This is a genomic window from Neobacillus niacini (assembly GCF_030817695.1).
GTDB lineage: Bacteria > Bacillota > Bacilli > Bacillales > Cytobacillaceae > Neobacillus > Neobacillus niacini_F.
This window is the reverse complement of record NZ_JAUSZQ010000002.1, coordinates 2,506,972-2,524,407: the sequence shown is the minus strand read 5'-3', so window position 1 is coordinate 2,524,407 and position 17,436 is coordinate 2,506,972. Positions and strand designations below refer to the sequence as shown.

The following is a 17,436-nucleotide window of genomic DNA, read 5'->3' as shown; positions in this document are numbered from 1 at the left end:
TTTTTAGTAATGCATGTGAACTCATTTATACTTTAAAATTTAATCAATTGAATATTTCAAAATGTATCGGCTAGCCTATACATTTTTAGAATATTCATTTGAAGTTTGTATGCGTTTTGTACTTTCCTTACCATGAAGTGAGTAATATAAAAAGATACAAAACAGGGATAAAATAGCTAAAGTAATATACATTCCACGATAGTTAACCACAGAAATTAGATATCCTAATAAAAATGGTCCTATCCCATATGCTCCTTGGATAAATGTTAAGAAAGTTGCAATAGCTAATCCTACCCGATGTGGTGGTGATTTTTTTAATGCTATGACTTGGGAACAGAAAAATATCGTCCCAAACCCAATTCCTATTAACGATCCAGCCATTAAAAGGACAAAACCATGATGGGACTGACTAAGAATCAGAATACCAGACGAAAACAATAATATTGCTGGATACATAACAACATTTTCTCCTTTAGTATCGAACAACCGTCCAGTAAAAAATCTTGAAATAAATGAGGACATAGCTAGGATAATGAAAAATATACTTGCTGCAGTTGTTAACTTTATCTCAATAGCATAAGGAGTAAGAAATGAAATGACTCCTGAATAAGCTACCGCTATAAGGCCGGCGACAATGGAAATAGGCAGTGCCTTCCCTTCAAAAAACTGTTTAAGCCTAATCCCTTTCATTTCTTCAAGTTGTTCTTTTGTAATCTCTGTTTTTGGGATTCTCGCAAATAGTGAAATTAAAACACTTACAATAGCAACTATAGATAGCAAAATAAATAGTGATTTGTGTTCTGTATACTGAAGCAGGAAGATTCCAAGAAATGGCCCTATTGCCGTTGCAATCGTAGCAGATGAATTAAAATAAGCAGCCCCCTCCCCTCTTCTTTCCTTTGGAAGAGTATCCAAGACGACTGTAGTCATTATCAATGTACTTATTCCAAACCCCACACCATGGATTAATCGCACAATGATTAAAAAGGTCAAACTCTTAACGAACAAATACATTAATGACGCTATCAAAAACAAAATTAATCCACTATATAAGAGCCTTTTACGTCCAAACCAATCCATATATTTTCCTATAAAGATACGAGATACAACCATGCCGACAGAAAAAATACCAGCAATAAGTCCAGCTTTACTTTCTGAGGCGTTAAATACATCCATTGAATACACCGTAATAGTTGCCAATAATAAGAAAAATATAAAGTTCAAAAAAAATGATGCAAACGTAAAAATAATAAAATCCTTCGTCCACAGCTTTGAATTATTCATTTGCTTATCTCCCCACCTATAAACTTAAGATTTAAGGAACGATATCACTTCATAGTAGCTTTGGTGAACGATCTTTCGATCCTTCACCAAAAGAAGGAGTTAAATTTTACCTACAATAATTTTACTCATACTTCTCGATTATCTTTTAATTTTCAATTAATGGTTTTGGGAAGATGAATTTCATAGCTTACTATTGTCAAAAACTCCAACTAAAAGTTAATCATAAAAAACCACTGCCCTTTTCTGGCAGCAGTTCAAGGTTACTTGAAGTTTGGTTTTCTTTTCTCTGCAATTGCCCTAACACCTTCTTGATAATCTTCAAGCTCGGTCACAATTCCCATTGCAGATGAAATCATATCATAGGAATTACGCAAGCTCATTTCCTGACCTTGATAGACCGCTCTTTTAATAAAACGCATTGTTTCCTTTGGACCATTTGCCAGTTTCTCAACATATTCATTCACAAAATCATTCAACTTTTCATCCTCAACCACATGGGTCACCAGTCCAAGCTCTTTCGCTTCCTGCGCTGATAATTGTTTACCTGTCCATAACAATTCCAGAGCCTTATCCATTCTTATTAATCTTGGTAAAAACCATGCAGCACCATCACCTGGCACAATACCAGCCTTCACATAACTTTCGGAAATTCTCGTGTTTTCTGCAGCTATTCTAATATCACAGGCAAGGGCCATGTCAAATCCTGCTCCAAAGGCAACTCCATGAATAGCAGCAATGACTGGAACATCAATTTCCTGTAAAATCAAAGGTACTCTTTGTACTTTTTTCCAAATTGAATTTTTTCGAGCCAACGCTGTGGAGGTAATGTCCAACTGTCCATCACTTTGAAGGAATCCTTCTCCTCTTACCATGGCTTTAACATCACCACCAGCACAGAATCCTCGACCATTACCATTCAAAACAACGGCCCGAATATTGTCGGAGTCACGGATCGTTTCCAATGCACCAATCCATAAATCAATCATTTCTAAGCTAAAAGCATTTAAGGAGTCCGGCCGATTTAGGGTGATCCTAGCAATATCATTTTCTACAGTAAAGATCAAATCACTCATTTATAATTCCACCTTTTGATGTTTATTTTCATTCCCTGTAATCATTGACCAAAGTCCATCTTGTTTTAAAGTGACTAGCTGCTCCGTTACAATCTGCTCCCAATCAGTTTCTGTTCCAAATTCATCTCTCCATGACCAAAGTCTACGCGAACTGTGGTGTAACGTATGCTCATATGTAAATCCAATTGCCGCTAATACTTGATGAGCAATTGAACTCGCCTTTCCTGCAGCCTCATTGACGCGAATTTTAGCAAATGCAATCTCATTAGTGAATAAATCCTTCCCATAGGAATCAACCGCACAATTAGCAGCAGTACTCGCTGCAGCTGTTTCGCCTGCTAGCATTGCTAGATGTTGTTGAACCGCTTGAAAACGATGAATTGGTCTGCCAAATTGAGAGCGCTCATTTGTATACTGAACGGTTAACTCCATGATATTCTCTAAAGCACCCGCCATCATAGCAGTACGAGTTAGCGCCCCACCATAAAGTATATTTTTCTTTTGTAAAACCCCATCCACTTTAATTGTTTTACAATCATGTAGATAAACGTTATTAAATATCACTTCATCCCTTGCTTCCCCAGCAAGATTCTCCCCTTGAATGATTTTCGCATTTTTTAGTGGAATAAGTGCTACGATTGAGCCTTCCGATGTTTCTCCCATTACTAATAACTTTTTCGCAAATCGCGCCCAAGGTACCTGCTTTACACTACCAAAAACAACCCAACCATCGCCATTTTTCTGAAGCTGTATAGGATTTACATCCTTTGAACAGGAAACAGTCGTGATTTCGTCTGTTACGTTTTCACCTAACCCCATCAAAATCCAATTCGCTAAATAAGTTTCAGCAAGTGGAATAGGAGCAGAATATTTACCAGCTAAACGCAAAATACTTAACGCATCGGAATAATCCCCCCCATTGCCTCCCAATTCTTCTGGTATTGCGACCGTTACCATCCCATTTTCCACTAACTGTTCCCATAATTCTTGCGCCCAACGTCCATTTTCTGACTCATTAATAACTTCTTTCGTTGAATACTTATCAAAAAGTTTAGTAACAGATTCCATAATCATTTCTTGCATTTCACTCATTTTTGAATAACCCCCTTAGCAACAATTCCCCGAAGAATTTCGGTCGTTCCTCCACGTAAAGTAAATCCTGGAGACTGAAGAATGGACTGCGCCATCAGTCTTCCTAATCGAGAATCCGATTGTGTAGATGGAGTGACTGATACAATTAATCTAGCAATCTCAGCCATTTCTTGTTCAAATTTCGTTCCTTGGTCTTTTACTAAAGATGCAATAATATTTGAAGGAATTCCATCTTCTAACATTTGGGCAATGCCTAAAGACATATTCCGCAATGTCCATAATCTCGATATTACCCTACTTACCTCATTCAAACCTTTTGTATCTCCATTTTCTAATAAACTATTTGTCAGTTCATTTAAGAGCGGGTAGGTACTTAGAAACCGTTCAGGACCACTTCGTTCATAAGCTAATTCAGCCATCCCTTGTTTCCAACCGTTTCCAATCTCACCAACTACCATATCATCTGGTACAAAAACATCTTCCATGAATACTTCATTAAAATGATGTTCTCCTGTCATAAGGTGAATAGGTCTAATGGTTACTCCAGGTGCAGCTAAATCCACAACTAGTTGGCTCATTCCACCATGGCGGTTATCTGGATTCATAGGAGAGGTCCGACAAAGCGTTATCATGTAGTGCGCATTATGAGCTCCACTTGTCCAAATTTTGCTTCCATTTAAAATCCACCCTTTATCGACCTTAACTGCTCTGGTTTGGAGGGCAGCTAAATCTGAACCCGCATTCGGTTCACTCAAACCGATGGAAAAAAAGCATTCTCCTTTAGCTATCTTCGGTAAAAAGAATTCCCTTTGTTCTTCCGTTCCAAATTTAAGAAAAAGCGGGCCAGACTGTCTGTCAGCAATCCAATGCCCAGCAACAGGGGCTCCTGCGGACAATAATTCCTCCGTCACAATATATCTTTCAATAGAGGATCTTTCCCCCCCGCCATATTTTTTTGGCCAAGTCATGCCTATCCAGCCCTGTTCTCCTAGTTTTCTTGAAAATCCAGCTGAAAACCCACTTAACCAAGAATCGCACCTCGGTTCAAATGAACCACTTGCTATCTCATCTTTGATAAACTGTCTAACTTCTGACCTTAAATCTTCGGTATGTTTTGGAAGGTCCACCACGGGTATTTGGAGAGCTTTCATTTTTTGCACCTCTTTATTATATTTTAAATCACAAGCGGTCTTTTACCACCTATCGGTTTATTATACCTGTAATGAATATTATAAAGGTTAATTACTTCATAGTCAATTTCTAATTTTCAGATAAATCAAACTTTGCAGACTGAAATAGATAAAATGACCTTAATATAGTTCGGAAGATCTACGAGCAATTACATGATTATGCTTTTTGATATCCTCATAGATAAAGGCAAAATACCGGATTACTACTTTTTAACAAGAATAGATGTATCTATTATCTCGCCATATCGAAATAGAAATATTGTTTTCTGCACAGGCAAACGCTTCAGCCCTCTCGAGTTAAGTATTTCGGAGCTCAATCCCTTCAACCATTTGGCTAACAGCCCATTTACTAAGTGTCCACGCTTAAGGAGCGAGTCTCCTGCGGGAGTACGGGGAATGGGAGACCCCACGGAGTCTCCTCGGAACGCCCGCGGGAAGTGAAGCACCTCTAGTGGGAATCAACATCCCTAATTTCTTAACACAATTTTTTTAAAAAAATAAAAAGAGGTTCCAAAAAAGTCAGTTTTAAATGATTTTTGGACAACCCCTTTTTATTTAATAACTTATATTTTATAGAGAAGAAAGTACTAGCAGTAAACCAATGATGTTTATAACAGTAAATATTGGAATTTCTATGATCAATTCTACTATTACTTACACTGTCTCTTTTACATGTAATACATTTTTAAGCTCTTCTGTTAAAATTGGTACAATTTGAAATAAATCGCCGACAATTCCATAATCCGCCACTTTAAAAATATTGGCTTCTGGATCTTTATTAATTGCAACAATGACTTTGGAGTTGGACATTCCTGCTAAGTGTTGAATCGCTCCTGATATTCCAATCGCAAAATATAAATCAGGCGTTACCACCTTGCCTGTTTGACCAATTTGCAAAGAGTAGTCACAATAACCAGCATCACAGGCACCGCGGGAAGCTCCAACTGCTCCGCCCAAAACATCAGCTAATTCTTGCAGCGGCTTAAATCCTTCTTCACTTTTTACGCCGCGGCCTCCAGAAATAATGATTTTTGCCTCTGATAAATCGACAGTACCAACTGCTTTTCGAACAACATCTTTTATCACAGTGCGGAGATCTTGAATCTCTACAGAAAGTTGTTTAATTTCACCGTTTCTAGAATCATCCCTCTCAAGGGCTGTAATATTATTAGGACGAATTGTGGCAAAAATAATTCCTTCCTTTACTTTCTTTTTTTCAAATGCTTTACCGGAATAGATTGGTCGGGTAAATACTGTTTCATCCCCATTAGTTTCTACTGCAATTGCATCAGAAATTAATCCAGCCTTAAGCTTCATCGCTAATCTTGGTGATAAATCTTTCCCAATTGCAGTATGACCAAGGATTATTCCTTCTGGATTCTCTGTTTTGATAACTTGTAGGAGTGCCTGTTGATAGGCATCTGTTGTATAGCTTTTTAGAGCTGAATGATTAATAACAACGACCCGGTCTGCACCATATTGAAAGAAACTGTTTACCAGTACGTCGACTTTTTCACCAAGAAGTACCCCAACTACTTCTCCACCTCCGGCTACTACTTTCCCAGCAGCAATTGCTTCAAGTGATACTTTCCGTAATTCTCCATCACGTACTTCCCCAATTACTAATACTTTTTTACTCATTACGATCCCCCCATTAAATGACTTTTGCTTCAGACATTAATAGTGACACTAATTTCTTAACTTGACTTGCAGTATCATCACCTTCAAGAACTTTTCCCGCTTTTTTGGCTGATGGAAGAAATACTTGTACTGTGGAAGTTTTTGCTTCAACATCTTCCTCTTCAAGATCTAGATCATCAAGATCAATGGTTTCAAGCGGCTTCTTCTTTGCCTTCATAATGCCTGGCAAGGATGGATAACGCGGCTCATTTAATCCTTGTTGGGCTGTAACGAGAACTGGAAGGGACACCTGAATCGTTTCTTCGTCCCCTTCAACGTCCCGGATAATGGTTGCTTTGCCATCTGCTATTTCAAGGGTTGTAATAGTTGTTACCTGCGGTATACTTAACATTTCTGCGACCCGCGGACCGACTTGTCCAGTACCACCATCAGACGCGACATTCCCACCAAGAATAATGTCATACTCTTGTGATTTTAAATATGTACCAAGGAGTGTTGCGGTTGTGAATTGGTCGAGTTCCTCTATATCTTCACTATTAATTAATACAGCCTTATCCGCCCCCATGGCTAATGCAGTACGAAGTTCTTTCTCGGAGTCTTCATCGCCGACTGTTACAACGGTTACTTCCCCGCCATGCTGGTCACGTAGCAAAATTGCCTCCTCAATAGCGTATTCATCGTAAGGATTGATGATAAAAGTTGCCCCGCTTTGATCAATCTTCCCTTTGTTAAGGCTAATTTTTTCCTCAGTATCAAAGGTTCGTTTCATAATGACGAAAATTTTCATCTTTTACCCTCCTATTAATCTAACAAAATTTCTTTTTTTCTATTCAAAATTCGGCTTTCGTTTCTCCTTTGATTATATTGAAAGGAGTTCCTTTTAGATTGCTTCAATAATGATGGTAATCCCCTGTCCCCCGCCAATACAGAGCGAAGCAAGACCAATCTTTTTCGCTTGATTTTTTAATTCAATTGCCAGGGAATGAATGATTCTTGCCCCACTTGCGCCAACTGGATGTCCCAAAGCAATGGCACCGCCGTTTACATTTACCTTTTCCCGGTTAATATCTAGTTCTTTTTGAACTGCAAGAAATTGGGCAGAGAATGCTTCATTAAATTCAAATAAATCGATATCGTTAATGCTGAGCCCTGCCTTCTTTAAAGCTAGTAAACTAGCAGTAACCGGTCCAATTCCCATGATATGGGGATCTACTCCAGTAATCCCCCATGATAGAATTCTAGCAATAGGTCTTATTTCAGAGTTTCTTTGTAGATAGGATTCCCCTGCCAGAACTAAGGCGGCGGCCCCGTCGTTGATACCGCTGGCGTTTCCTGCAGTGACCGTTCCATCTTTTTTGAAGGAAGGTTTCAATTTTGCTAAGCCTTCCAATGATGTATTGGGACGAATATGTTCATCTTCTGATACAATGATTTGTTTCCCCTTTTTATCCGTTATTGTTACAGGGGTAATTTCTTGTTGGAATCTGCCCGAGCTTTGCGCCTTTGCAGCCTTTTGATGGGATTGAACGGCGAATTGATCTTGTTCCTCCCGGGTTATTTCATATTTATTTGCCAGGTTTTCTGCCGTGACACCCATGCCGCAACCAGTATATTCATCAGTCAGCGTAGCCCAAAGCATGTCATCCATTTGTGGTGACTTAAGACCCGTCCCAAAACGGACATCTCTTAATACATGTGGGGACTGACTCATATTTTCTGTCCCTATTGCTAATGCCACTTCCGTATCATGTAACAAAATCGATTGAGCTGCTGAGACGACAGCCTGCAATCCAGAACCGCATAACCGATTAAGGCTTAGAGCAGGTGTCTCAATCGGAATTCCTGCTTTTAAAGCAACATGCCTTGCTAAGTAAGAGGCATTTTTGGATGTATGAATCACATTTCCGACAAACACATGACCAATCTCTTCAACTGGGATATTACTTTTCTTAATTGCTCCTCTACTTGCGATCACTCCCAAATCTGTTGCAGAAACATCCTTTAAACCCCCACCAAAACTTCCGAAAGGTGTCCGTGCTCCTCCAACTATATAAACATCACCCATAAGATTCTCTCCTTTCAATTTTAACCCTCTCTGGGGCAATTGCGCATTATTTTATCGTATAACGGTGTTTACAATTGAATTTCGGTATAAATTAATAATATTATATTTAAAACATTCTGTCAATTAACTTTATTGGATAAAAATTATCTTCCCCACTGTTACTCTAGTTCATCCCGAAAATCTGGATGTGCAATCGAAATTAATGCTTGTGCAATTTCATGCAGGCTCTTCCCAAACAAATTTGCAATCCCATATCCCGTCACAACATAGTCGATTTCTGACTTTAGCGAAGTAACTTTATCTACAGATGCTTTAATTCGAGATATTCTCCCTCCATTTATGTGGAAGGCATTGCAATAATTGAATTTCCACCTTTTGAATACTGAGTACCGCGAATAAAGTCCATTTGCCCGCCAACTCCGGCAATCGTTTTGTTATTGATCGATTCCGCATTTATTTGCTCCGTAAGATCAACATTTAATGCTGCATTAACTGAAATATAATAATCGATTTGGGCTAAAATGGTTCCATTATGAGTAAATTCCGCAGGATGAAGTTCAATCAGGGGATTGTTGTTAACTTATTTATATAATTAGTCCGTCCCAAGTAATGTCGTGCAAACCACTTTATCCGGGAGGATTGTTTTCTTTCGATTCGTAATGACCCCTTTTTCAATTAAACCAATGATTGGATCTCTAATGGAACCTGAATGGACCCCCAAATCCTTTTTATCCTTTAATGCATATAAAACACTGTTCGGAATATTACCTATTCCCCATGAATGGTAGCACCATCGGGAATGAGACTAGCCACATGTTCACCTATTTGTCTTTCGACATCGCTCAATCTGCAATCGGGAATTGAAAGAAGCGGCCGGGATGACGGAACAAAACAGTCAATTTTGTCAACACTAATCAAGGTATTCCCGTGGGTAAATGGCATCTGCTCGTTTACTTCCGCTAAGAATTAATCTGCCTTTTTACAATAGCATGGACGGCCTCAACCGAAATACCTAAACTGCAAAAGCCGTCATTGTTAGGGGGTGTAACCTGAATAAAGGTCACATCCACTTTTGATTCTTGGACTAATTTTGGGATTAGAGATAAATTAATCGGAATATATTCACAGATTGCATATTTTAAGCCTGAAGTGGAAAGAAATGTGTGAAATTCGAAAATAAGGAAGACTTTCCTCTTTTGCATACAATAAAGGTCTGCCAGCTGCACTTATATATAAAGTTGTCCCCATTAATCTCTCTGAACAACCAGTTCTTCGATTAATGTTTGTGGTTCGTTGCAATATCCAGCAACGAAAATGGTTTGATTTGGGTTAATCCTACTTATTGCTTCACTAACCCCTGACTTCCGAGAATGTTATAATGTCTCCCAATGATTCCTAAGTTTCACCCTTTTTTTGTCCTCCATTTGTTGAGAAGGTAACTCCTTTACTTAAACAGACACTCCAAATATCAATTATTAAACAAAAAAACCAAAATACTATTCTACTGATAACTATAGAAGCCTTTACCGCTCTTTTTCCCAATATGTCCTGCCCTAACTAGCTTCTTCAAGAGCGGACATGGCCTGTACTTAGAATCAGCAGTCTCGGTATAAAGTGTTTCAATGACGTATAGCAACGTATCAAGGCCGATTAAATCGGCTAATGCTAAAGGCCCAATCGGATGATTGGCTCCCAGCATCATCGCTTGGTCAATGTCCTCTGCACTAGAGGTCCCTTCGTACAAAACAAAGACCGCTTCATTTAGCATGGATACTAGAATCCGATTGACCACGAATAACGGGGCATCATTTACTAAAATACTCTTTTTCCGAAAACACTCTGCCAAATTACTAATTATTTGAATAGACTCCTTAGAAGTACCCGGCCCCTTAATAATTTCCACTAACTTCATTACCGGAGCAGGGTTGAAAAAGTGCATTCCTAAAACCTTGTCTGGCCTGTTTGTATAACCGGCAATTTCTGTAATGCTTAAACCAGAAGTATTGGATGCTAATATGGTTGATGATTGACAAATCTTATCTAGTTTTTTGTATAAGTCCCTTTTCACATCCATTTTTTCAATAATAGCTTCAATTACAATGTCAACTTCTGACAAGTCCTGTAAATTCACAGTGCCATAAATTCGCCCTGAAATCTCCCGAGCTCTTTCTTCCTTCATTTTTCCTTTCAAGACCGCTCGTTGAAGGTTTGTATTAATAGTATCTAATCCTTTTTGAACATAACGTTCATCGATATCCTGCATGATGACTCGAAAACTGGCCTCTGCGGCAACTTGAGCAATACCATTTCCCATTGTTCCGGCTCCAACAATACCTATCTTTTCAACCACTGCCTGTTCCCCCTCATTTACACTTATCTTCTCACTGTTTTTTTGCCATGTTTGCCTGCCTTATTTCCTTATCGTTTCTTATCGTTTTTCATCATAGATTCTGAATAACTGTTGGACAGCGAGCGACGGTGAAGTGTGACCATGAATAAGCAGCTGCTCTATTTCGGCAATCGATTGTTTCATCAATGGTTTCCCGTAAAATCTCTCCTTTAACTTATCACCAATCATAGAATGGACCCAGTTAATCATTTGTTCTTTTCTTTTCGTCTCAAATATTCCTGTACGAATAGTGACCTCTTTATATTTCTCAATAACCTCCCATATGTGCGATATGCCTTCGCCTGTTAATGCGGACACGGTAAACGCCTTTGTTTCCCAGCCATCCGTGATCGGCTGGATGAAATGGAGCAATCGATTGTATTCCATCTTCGCAGTGATGGCAGATTGTTTGTTTGCACCATCAGCTTTATTGATGAATATCGCATCTGCCAATTCCATCACACCTTTTTTTATTCCTTGCAATTCATCGCCCGCACCAGTCAACATCAACACTAGGAAAAAATCCACCATGGAACGGACAGTTATTTCACTTTGACCGACTCCCACCGTTTCAACAATAATTACGTTATACCCTGCGGCCTCACAAATAAGAAGCGTTTCTCGACTTTTTTTCGTGACCCCGCCTAATGTCCCACCTGAAGGTGATGGTCGAACATATGCGTTTGGATGGCGGGAGAGTTGTTCCATTCGCGTTTTGTCCCCGAGAATACTGCCTTTGGAAATACTGCTTGTCGGGTCAACGGCTAATACTGCAACTCGATGATTTTGCTCACAGAGCATCATCCCAAATGATTCAATTAACGTACTCTTACCTGCCCCCGGAACTCCTGTAAAACCGACCCGAATTGATTTTCCGGTATATGGCATGAGCTGTTTCAATACTTTTTGGGCCTTTTCTCTATGGTGCGGTAAATTGCTTTCCACCAATGTTATCGCTTGTGCAATAATGGCACGATCACTATTCATTACACCTTGTACATAATCATCAACCGAAAGTTGTCTTCGTCTAGGCGGAAAGAGCTGATTTGATTGGACCTTTATTTCCTCAGTCATTCCGTCCTCCCTTCTACTTTAATAACGTTTGTTTATTGGAATAGCTATTCAATTGCCGCAACATATCGACATAAATTTTTCATTTATTATCATTTCCCGATGCGAAGCCAAGACGACGGTTTATTTCCTCAATCACTTGTTGTGCTGCAACCGGGATCACCGTTCCGGGTCCGAAAATGGCAGAGGCTCCTTTTTCTTTCAAGTAATCATAGTCTTGGAATGGAATTACACCGCCTATCACGACAGCAATGTCTTCTCTGCCTAAACGCTTTAGTGCATCTATGACTTGAGGAAGTAACGTTTTATGTCCAGCCGCAAGCGAACTCATCCCTAGTACATGGACATCATTTTCGACAGCCTGAATGGCAGCCTCCTCAGGGGTTTGAAATAATGGACCGATATCCACATCAAAACCTAGATCGGCAAAAGCGGTCGAAATTACCTTTGCTCCTCGGTCATGTCCATCCTGACCCATTTTCGCAACCATAATTCGAGGACGGCGACCTTCATTTTCTTCGAACTGGTCAGCCATTTCACGCACTAATTTTACTTGGTCTTCTTCACCAAACTCCGTTCTGTATACTCCACTAATGGAGCGAATGATTGCCCTATGCCGCCCCGTAACTTTTTCATATGCATCCGAAATTTCTCCTAAGCTTGCTCTAACACGAGCAGCATGAATTGCTAACCCTAAGACATTTCCTTCCCCCGTTTCAGCTGCTTTTGTGATCGCTTGCAATGCCGCTTCAACTTTTGACTCATCTCTTTCAGCACGAAGTTTCTCTAAGCGGCTAATTTGCGCTTCACGAACGGCTGTATTATCGATATCTAAAATCTCAAGGGGGTCTTCTTTTTCCAGACGGTATTTATTCACACCAATTATAGCTTCTTTACCAGAATCAATATGGGCCTGTCTTCTTGCAGCAGCTTCTTCTATTCTCATTTTTGGCAATCCTGTTTCTATCGCTTTTGCCATCCCGCCTAGTGATTCGATTTCTTCAATATGTGCCCAAGCTTTTTCTAGTAATTCAGCGGTTAGTGACTCCACATAATAAGAGCCGCCCCATGGGTCTAATACATTGGTAATTCCAGTCTCACTCTGAAGGTATAATTGTGTATTACGGGCAATCCGAGCAGAAAAATCGGTCGGCAAGGCAATTGCTTCATCAAGTGCATTCGTATGAAGCGATTGGGTATGACCGAGGGCAGCCGCCATTGCTTCAATACACGTACGTGTAACATTATTAAAGGGATCCTGTTCTGTTAAGCTCCATCCAGATGTTTGTGAATGTGTCCGAAGTGCCAGCGACTTTTCGTTTTTCGGGTTAAACCCTTTCATCAGCTTGGCCCAAATTAACCGAGCTGCTCGCATTTTTGCCACTTCCATAAAGTAATTCATTCCAATTGCCCAGAAAAAAGATAGACGTGGAGCAAATTTATCTATATTCATACCGGCTTTCAAGCCTGTTCTGACATACTCCAATCCATCTGCAAGCGTATAGCCTAATTCAATATCGGCTGTGGCCCCTGCTTCTTGCATATGATAACCTGAGATACTAATTGAATTAAACTTTGGCATATACTTTGATGTATATTCGAAAATATCTGCGATAATTTTCATTGATGGTGCCGGTGGATAAATGTAGGTATTCCGAACCATATATTCTTTTAAAATATCATTTTGTATCGTTCCGGAAAGCTTTTCTTGCGGTACTCCTTGCTCTTCAGCCGCAACAATGTAAAAGGCCATGATGGGTAAAACAGCACCGTTCATTGTCATCGAAACTGACATTTGGTCTAGTGGAATTCCATCAAATAAAATTTTCATGTCCAGAATGGAATCAACGGCAACCCCAGCTTTCCCCACATCACCCACTACTCTTGGATGATCGGAGTCATAACCTCGGTGTGTAGCGAGGTCAAAAGCAATCGAAAGGCCCTTTTGACCAGCCGCTAAGTTTCTGCGGTAAAACGCATTACTCTCTTCCGCTGTTGAAAAGCCCGCATATTGACGAACCGTCCATGGTTGCGTTTTATACATGGCCGGGTATGGCCCGCGGAAAAAGGGTGCAATTCCCGCTGTATAATTCAAATGCTTCATTCCGTTTGTGTCTTCTTTTGTGTAGAGCGGCTTTACTTCTATCGATTCATAGGTAGAAACCGCTAATTCTTTTAAAGACTTACCAGAAATATTTTCTGCTTGGATACGCCAATCGTTAAATTCTGCTTTCACCTCGTCTGTGTATGTTATTTGGCTGAAATCAGGTTTAATCATGATACAGCAGCTCCTTCTGTCTTAAGGTGTTCTTCAAACGAAATGGCGCCTCGAGTAGGTAGGATCGCTTTCGCACAAATAACTGCTTCCGTTTTTCTCCCTGTAGCTTTCGCCAATTCACCTAACGAAGCTCCTTGTTTCGCTACCTGAACAGCAGCTTCGATTTTATTTGCTTTGGCAATTAAGCTTCCAACCGGAATATAGGCTCGACTTTTGACCTGTTGAAGATGATCAACAATTTGGGCTGTTTCATCATCTGCTGGCCAATCTAGCCCTTTTTCATCCTTATTCACATACATATTTGTCCCGACAAAAATATCATTCCGCTGCTCAATATTCCTTGCTCGTTTTACGGCAGTTCTTTGAACCACTTCTTGTGGGAATCCATTTATTATCGCCTGCGACATACTGCCTTTTTCCTCTGTTTGTTGGAAAAGCTCCCAGGCCTTTTTTGCTACTTCATTTGTCAAAACTTCAACGTACCATGAACCACCAGCAGGGTCGATGGCCCTGACAATTTGTGCTTCCTCTTTTAAAATGATTGAGGTATTCCGTGCAATTCGCCGTGAAAAATCGGTTGATTTTTGAATTGCTTCATCAAAACAGCTAACATGTATACTGTCAGCTCCGCCTACTGCGGCAGCAAAAGCCTCTGTTGTAGCTCGAAGCATATTCACATACGGGTCAAAAATCGTTTTTGTCCATGCAGATGTTCGTGCATGTATTGTCATCCTTTGAGCTTCTTCATTCCCGCCAAAAGTTTCAACAATTCTAGCCCAAAGTGCTCTTGCTGCCCGTAATTTTGCCACTTCCATAAAAAAATCTGATCCCATTGAAAACGAGAAACGGATACATCTTGCGGCTATATTTACGTCTACACCCCGACTAGTAAGCTCGTGTAAGTATTCAACCCCAGTTGATAAGGAAAAAGCTAATTCTTCAACCGCACTGCTTCCACCATTATGATAGGCATTTCCATGAACCAGCACGGTCTGTAAGTTTGGTGTGTGGTAATTTGCCCATTTGGTGAGATCGGTCATTAGTGTATAACAATCCGCTAACTCATATGGTAATGATCCACTCGTCACTAGTTCCCCAAGCGGATCCATTCCTAGACATCCACACAAGTCTTCTACAGGCAGTTCTGCTTGTTCTAAATGAGCAATAAACAGAGAAAAAAGCGGTAATGAATTGGCTCCAGCATGAACATGAATGGGGACATTTTTAATGTTAATACCTTCTAATATGTTGGTTATATCCTTTATCCCTGAAATCGAAAGGCCCGCTTTACCGGCTTCTGAAGCTACATCAGTTGCATTTACGGCCCATTTCGTTGGTGTATCAAGGACAATATTTAGTGCAGTCTGCCCACGGTTAAGATCGTGCCGTGCAACTTTATTAAATTCTATTGGTGTAGCAACATTGATTTCTTGATTGATCTCCCATCCATTTGTAAGTGTGTGTGTACCTCGAGTAAACGGGGCTTTACCTGGTAAAGTGTGAATAAAAGGAAGATTTTCTGCATCCTCCTTCCGATACATTGGTTGAAGCAAAATCCCTTCATAGGTCTCGGTGACAAGCCCTTGTTCAAAGGTAGTGCCTTTTAGGGATTTTTCTGTTACTTCACGCCACTTTTTATAACTTGGGATTTCAAATTCTGAAAATTGATCTAAAACTTTCTTCATTATAAGTCGCGTAAGCATCTACCTATTTGCTTATCGCTCGCTCCCCTCTTTAAGTTTTTTTAGTATTGAAATGGCTATTTCACAATTACCTTGAAAGGTTAGAGTGGTATATTTCCATGTCTTTTCATCGGTAAGCCTTTTTTCTTGTTTTTTAGCACTTCTAAGGCGCTCGCTATCCTATATCTTGTATCTCTCGGATCAATGACGTCATCAACAATCCCATTTGCCGCTGCCACATACGGATTGGCGAAGCGCTCGCGGTATTCATCGATTTTCTCTTGGCGGACAGTTTCGGGCTTGCTGCTTTCATTGATTTCTTTTGCAAAAAGAATGTTTGCTGCCCCAGCAGGTCCCATCACGGCAATTTCCGCATTTGGCCAAGCGAATACTAGGTCGGCCCCAATTGCTTTACTGTTTAAAGCTACATAGGCACCGCCATATGCTTTACGAAGAATCACCGTAATTTTCGGAACAATCGCTTCCGAATACGCGTACAAAATTTTTGCCCCATGACGGATAATACCGCCATGCTCCTGCTGGATTCCAGGAATAAAACCACTTACATCCTCAAAGGTGATTAATGCAATTTGAAAGCAATCACAGAAACGGATAAAACGAGCACATTTGTCTGAGGAATCAATATCAAGCCCTCCCGCCATCGTCTTTGGATTATTGGCGATGATTCCAACGGTATCACCGTTGATGCGTCCAAAGCCGATGACAATATTCTTTGCAAACTTTGGCTGCACTTCCATAAAATCTTCATCATCAACAATTAACCGAATCACTTTCCGAACATCATATACCTTGGTTCCGTCAATTGGGACAACATCAAGTAATTCATCGATTCGCTCATTGATTGGGGTTTTGTTTTCCGGTTTTTTATAAGGTGGCTTTTCTTCATTGTTTGACGGCAGAAAACTGATTAATCGCCGTACTTCTGTTAAAACCTCTTCCTCGGTAGCTGCTGCGAAATGGGCATTTCCGCTTTTTGACATATGTACAGATGCACCGCCTAAATCCTCACTATTGATCTTTGCACCTGTTACCGTTTCAATTACCTTTGGGCCGGTAATAAACATCTGACTGGTCTTTTCTACCATAAAAACAAAATCTGTAATAGCAGGTGAATAAACAGCTCCTCCTGCACAAGGTCCCAATATAACGGAAATTTGCGGGATCACCCCTGAATAAATAGAGTTACGGTAAAAAATCTGGCCATAGCCATTGAGAGACAATACACCTTCTTGGATTCGCGCCCCGCCGGAATCATTTAACCCAATTACAGGTGCTCCATTTTCAGCTGCTAAATCCATAATTTTGGTAATCTTGGCTGCGTGCATTTCCCCTAACGCACCGCCGAACACAGTAAAATCTTGCGCAAATAAGAAAATGACACGGCCATTTATTTTACCGTAACCTGTCACGACCCCTTCACCTGGCGCATCCCCGGCACCATACTCTAGACCGCGATTTTCAATAAACGGATTGATTTCAACAAATGTTCCCTCATCTATCAATAATTCAATCCGCTCTCTTGCTGTAAATTTTCCACGGTCATGTTGGGCCTCAATCCGTTCCTCACCGCCGCCTAACATAACTTTTTCACGTCTTACTTCCATTATTTCAATTTTATCGAACATATCCATTTCCTTTTCCTCCTTTCTT

At 40.2% G+C, this 17,436-nt stretch carries 17 protein-coding genes; all 17 read right to left on the bottom strand.

Features of this window, described 5'->3' with window-relative positions:
* Positions 1–75: 75 nt before the first annotated feature.
* Complete coding sequence (locus QFZ28_RS13065; RefSeq protein ID WP_307195024.1) at positions 76–1,284, bottom strand: MFS transporter; 1,209 nt, start codon at positions 1,282–1,284, stop codon at positions 76–78.
* A gap of 260 nt (positions 1,285–1,544) precedes the next feature.
* Positions 1,545–2,357, bottom strand: a complete 813-nt coding sequence (locus QFZ28_RS13060) for an enoyl-CoA hydratase/isomerase family protein (RefSeq protein ID WP_307195023.1) — start codon at positions 2,355–2,357, stop codon at positions 1,545–1,547.
* Entirely contained in the window at positions 2,358–3,449 is a 1,092-nt protein-coding gene (locus tag QFZ28_RS13055) for an acyl-CoA dehydrogenase family protein (RefSeq protein WP_307195022.1), read from the bottom strand.
* Complete coding sequence (locus QFZ28_RS13050; protein ID WP_307195021.1) at positions 3,446–4,600, bottom strand: acyl-CoA dehydrogenase family protein; 1,155 nt, start codon at positions 4,598–4,600, stop codon at positions 3,446–3,448. Before QFZ28_RS13050 ends, QFZ28_RS13055 begins: the two co-directional genes overlap by 4 nt.
* A 693-nt stretch (positions 4,601–5,293) precedes the next feature.
* Positions 5,294–6,280 (bottom strand): electron transfer flavoprotein subunit alpha/FixB family protein, encoded by a 987-nt coding sequence (locus tag QFZ28_RS13045; protein WP_307195020.1) that lies wholly within the window; start codon positions 6,278–6,280, stop codon positions 5,294–5,296.
* Positions 6,281–6,293: 13 nt separating this feature from the next.
* On the bottom strand, positions 6,294–7,067 hold the full coding sequence (locus QFZ28_RS13040; RefSeq protein ID WP_307195019.1) for an electron transfer flavoprotein subunit beta/FixA family protein: 774 nt from the start codon (positions 7,065–7,067) through the stop codon (positions 6,294–6,296).
* Between the two features lie 93 nt (positions 7,068–7,160).
* On the bottom strand, positions 7,161–8,345 hold the full coding sequence (locus tag QFZ28_RS13035; protein WP_307195018.1) for an acetyl-CoA C-acetyltransferase: 1,185 nt from the start codon (positions 8,343–8,345) through the stop codon (positions 7,161–7,163).
* A gap of 158 nt (positions 8,346–8,503) precedes the next feature.
* Complete coding sequence (locus QFZ28_RS13030; RefSeq protein ID WP_307197021.1) at positions 8,504–8,671, bottom strand: acetyl-CoA hydrolase/transferase C-terminal domain-containing protein; 168 nt, start codon at positions 8,669–8,671, stop codon at positions 8,504–8,506.
* 11 nt (positions 8,672–8,682) lie between these two features.
* On the bottom strand, positions 8,683–8,868 hold the full coding sequence (locus QFZ28_RS29770; protein WP_373428132.1) for an acetyl-CoA hydrolase/transferase C-terminal domain-containing protein: 186 nt from the start codon (positions 8,866–8,868) through the stop codon (positions 8,683–8,685).
* Between the two features lie 69 nt (positions 8,869–8,937).
* A complete protein-coding gene (locus QFZ28_RS13025) occupies positions 8,938–9,066 on the bottom strand; it encodes a hypothetical protein (RefSeq protein ID WP_307195017.1) in 129 nt (42 codons plus the stop codon).
* A gap of 47 nt (positions 9,067–9,113) precedes the next feature.
* Positions 9,114–9,263 carry a hypothetical protein gene (locus tag QFZ28_RS13020; RefSeq protein ID WP_307195016.1) on the bottom strand — a complete coding sequence of 50 codons (150 nt, stop codon included), beginning with the start codon at positions 9,261–9,263 and terminating at the stop codon, positions 9,114–9,116.
* A 41-nt stretch (positions 9,264–9,304) separates the two neighbouring features.
* Positions 9,305–9,547: a hypothetical protein gene (locus QFZ28_RS29765; RefSeq protein WP_373428068.1), complete on the bottom strand. Its 243-nt coding sequence runs from the start codon at positions 9,545–9,547 to the stop codon at positions 9,305–9,307.
* Between the two features lie 299 nt (positions 9,548–9,846).
* Positions 9,847–10,695, bottom strand: a complete 849-nt coding sequence (locus QFZ28_RS13015) for a 3-hydroxybutyryl-CoA dehydrogenase (protein ID WP_307195015.1) — start codon at positions 10,693–10,695, stop codon at positions 9,847–9,849.
* A 78-nt stretch (positions 10,696–10,773) separates the two neighbouring features.
* Complete coding sequence (gene meaB, locus QFZ28_RS13010; RefSeq protein WP_307195014.1) at positions 10,774–11,808, bottom strand: methylmalonyl Co-A mutase-associated GTPase MeaB; 1,035 nt, start codon at positions 11,806–11,808, stop codon at positions 10,774–10,776.
* A gap of 79 nt (positions 11,809–11,887) precedes the next feature.
* Positions 11,888–14,083 (bottom strand): methylmalonyl-CoA mutase, encoded by a 2,196-nt coding sequence (gene scpA, locus QFZ28_RS13005; RefSeq protein WP_307195013.1) that lies wholly within the window; start codon positions 14,081–14,083, stop codon positions 11,888–11,890.
* Positions 14,080–15,768 (bottom strand): acyl-CoA mutase large subunit family protein, encoded by a 1,689-nt coding sequence (locus QFZ28_RS13000; protein ID WP_307195012.1) that lies wholly within the window; start codon positions 15,766–15,768, stop codon positions 14,080–14,082. Before QFZ28_RS13000 ends, scpA begins: the two co-directional genes overlap by 4 nt.
* Positions 15,769–15,866: 98 nt before the next feature.
* Positions 15,867–17,417, bottom strand: a complete 1,551-nt coding sequence (locus QFZ28_RS12995) for an acyl-CoA carboxylase subunit beta (protein WP_307195011.1) — start codon at positions 17,415–17,417, stop codon at positions 15,867–15,869.
* Positions 17,418–17,436: the final 19 nt, after the last annotated feature.

Bases quoted from the DNA above. Each gene is read 5' to 3' on its own strand.
- QFZ28_RS13065 (WP_307195024.1), bottom strand. From the start codon at position 1,284: ATGAATAATTCAAAGCTGTGGACGAAGGATTTTATTATTTTTACGTTT.
- QFZ28_RS13050 (WP_307195021.1), bottom strand. From the start codon at position 4,600: ATGAAAGCTCTCCAAATACCCGTGGTGGACCTTCCAAAACATACCGAA.
- QFZ28_RS13040 (WP_307195019.1), bottom strand. From the start codon at position 7,067: ATGAAAATTTTCGTCATTATGAAACGAACCTTTGATACTGAGGAAAAA.
- QFZ28_RS13000 (WP_307195012.1), bottom strand. From the start codon at position 15,768: ATGAAGAAAGTTTTAGATCAATTTTCAGAATTTGAAATCCCAAGTTAT.
- QFZ28_RS29765 (WP_373428068.1), bottom strand. From the start codon at position 9,547: ATGCAAAAGAGGAAAGTCTTCCTTATTTTCGAATTTCACACATTTCTT.
- QFZ28_RS13060 (WP_307195023.1), bottom strand. From the start codon at position 2,357: ATGAGTGATTTGATCTTTACTGTAGAAAATGATATTGCTAGGATCACC.
- QFZ28_RS13055 (WP_307195022.1), bottom strand. From the start codon at position 3,449: ATGAGTGAAATGCAAGAAATGATTATGGAATCTGTTACTAAACTTTTT.
- QFZ28_RS12995 (WP_307195011.1), bottom strand. From the start codon at position 17,417: ATGGATATGTTCGATAAAATTGAAATAATGGAAGTAAGACGTGAAAAA.
- QFZ28_RS13045 (WP_307195020.1), bottom strand. From the start codon at position 6,280: ATGAGTAAAAAAGTATTAGTAATTGGGGAAGTACGTGATGGAGAATTA.
- QFZ28_RS13035 (WP_307195018.1), bottom strand. From the start codon at position 8,345: ATGGGTGATGTTTATATAGTTGGAGGAGCACGGACACCTTTCGGAAGT.
- scpA (WP_307195013.1), bottom strand. From the start codon at position 14,083: ATGATTAAACCTGATTTCAGCCAAATAACATACACAGACGAGGTGAAA.
- meaB (WP_307195014.1), bottom strand. From the start codon at position 11,808: ATGACTGAGGAAATAAAGGTCCAATCAAATCAGCTCTTTCCGCCTAGA.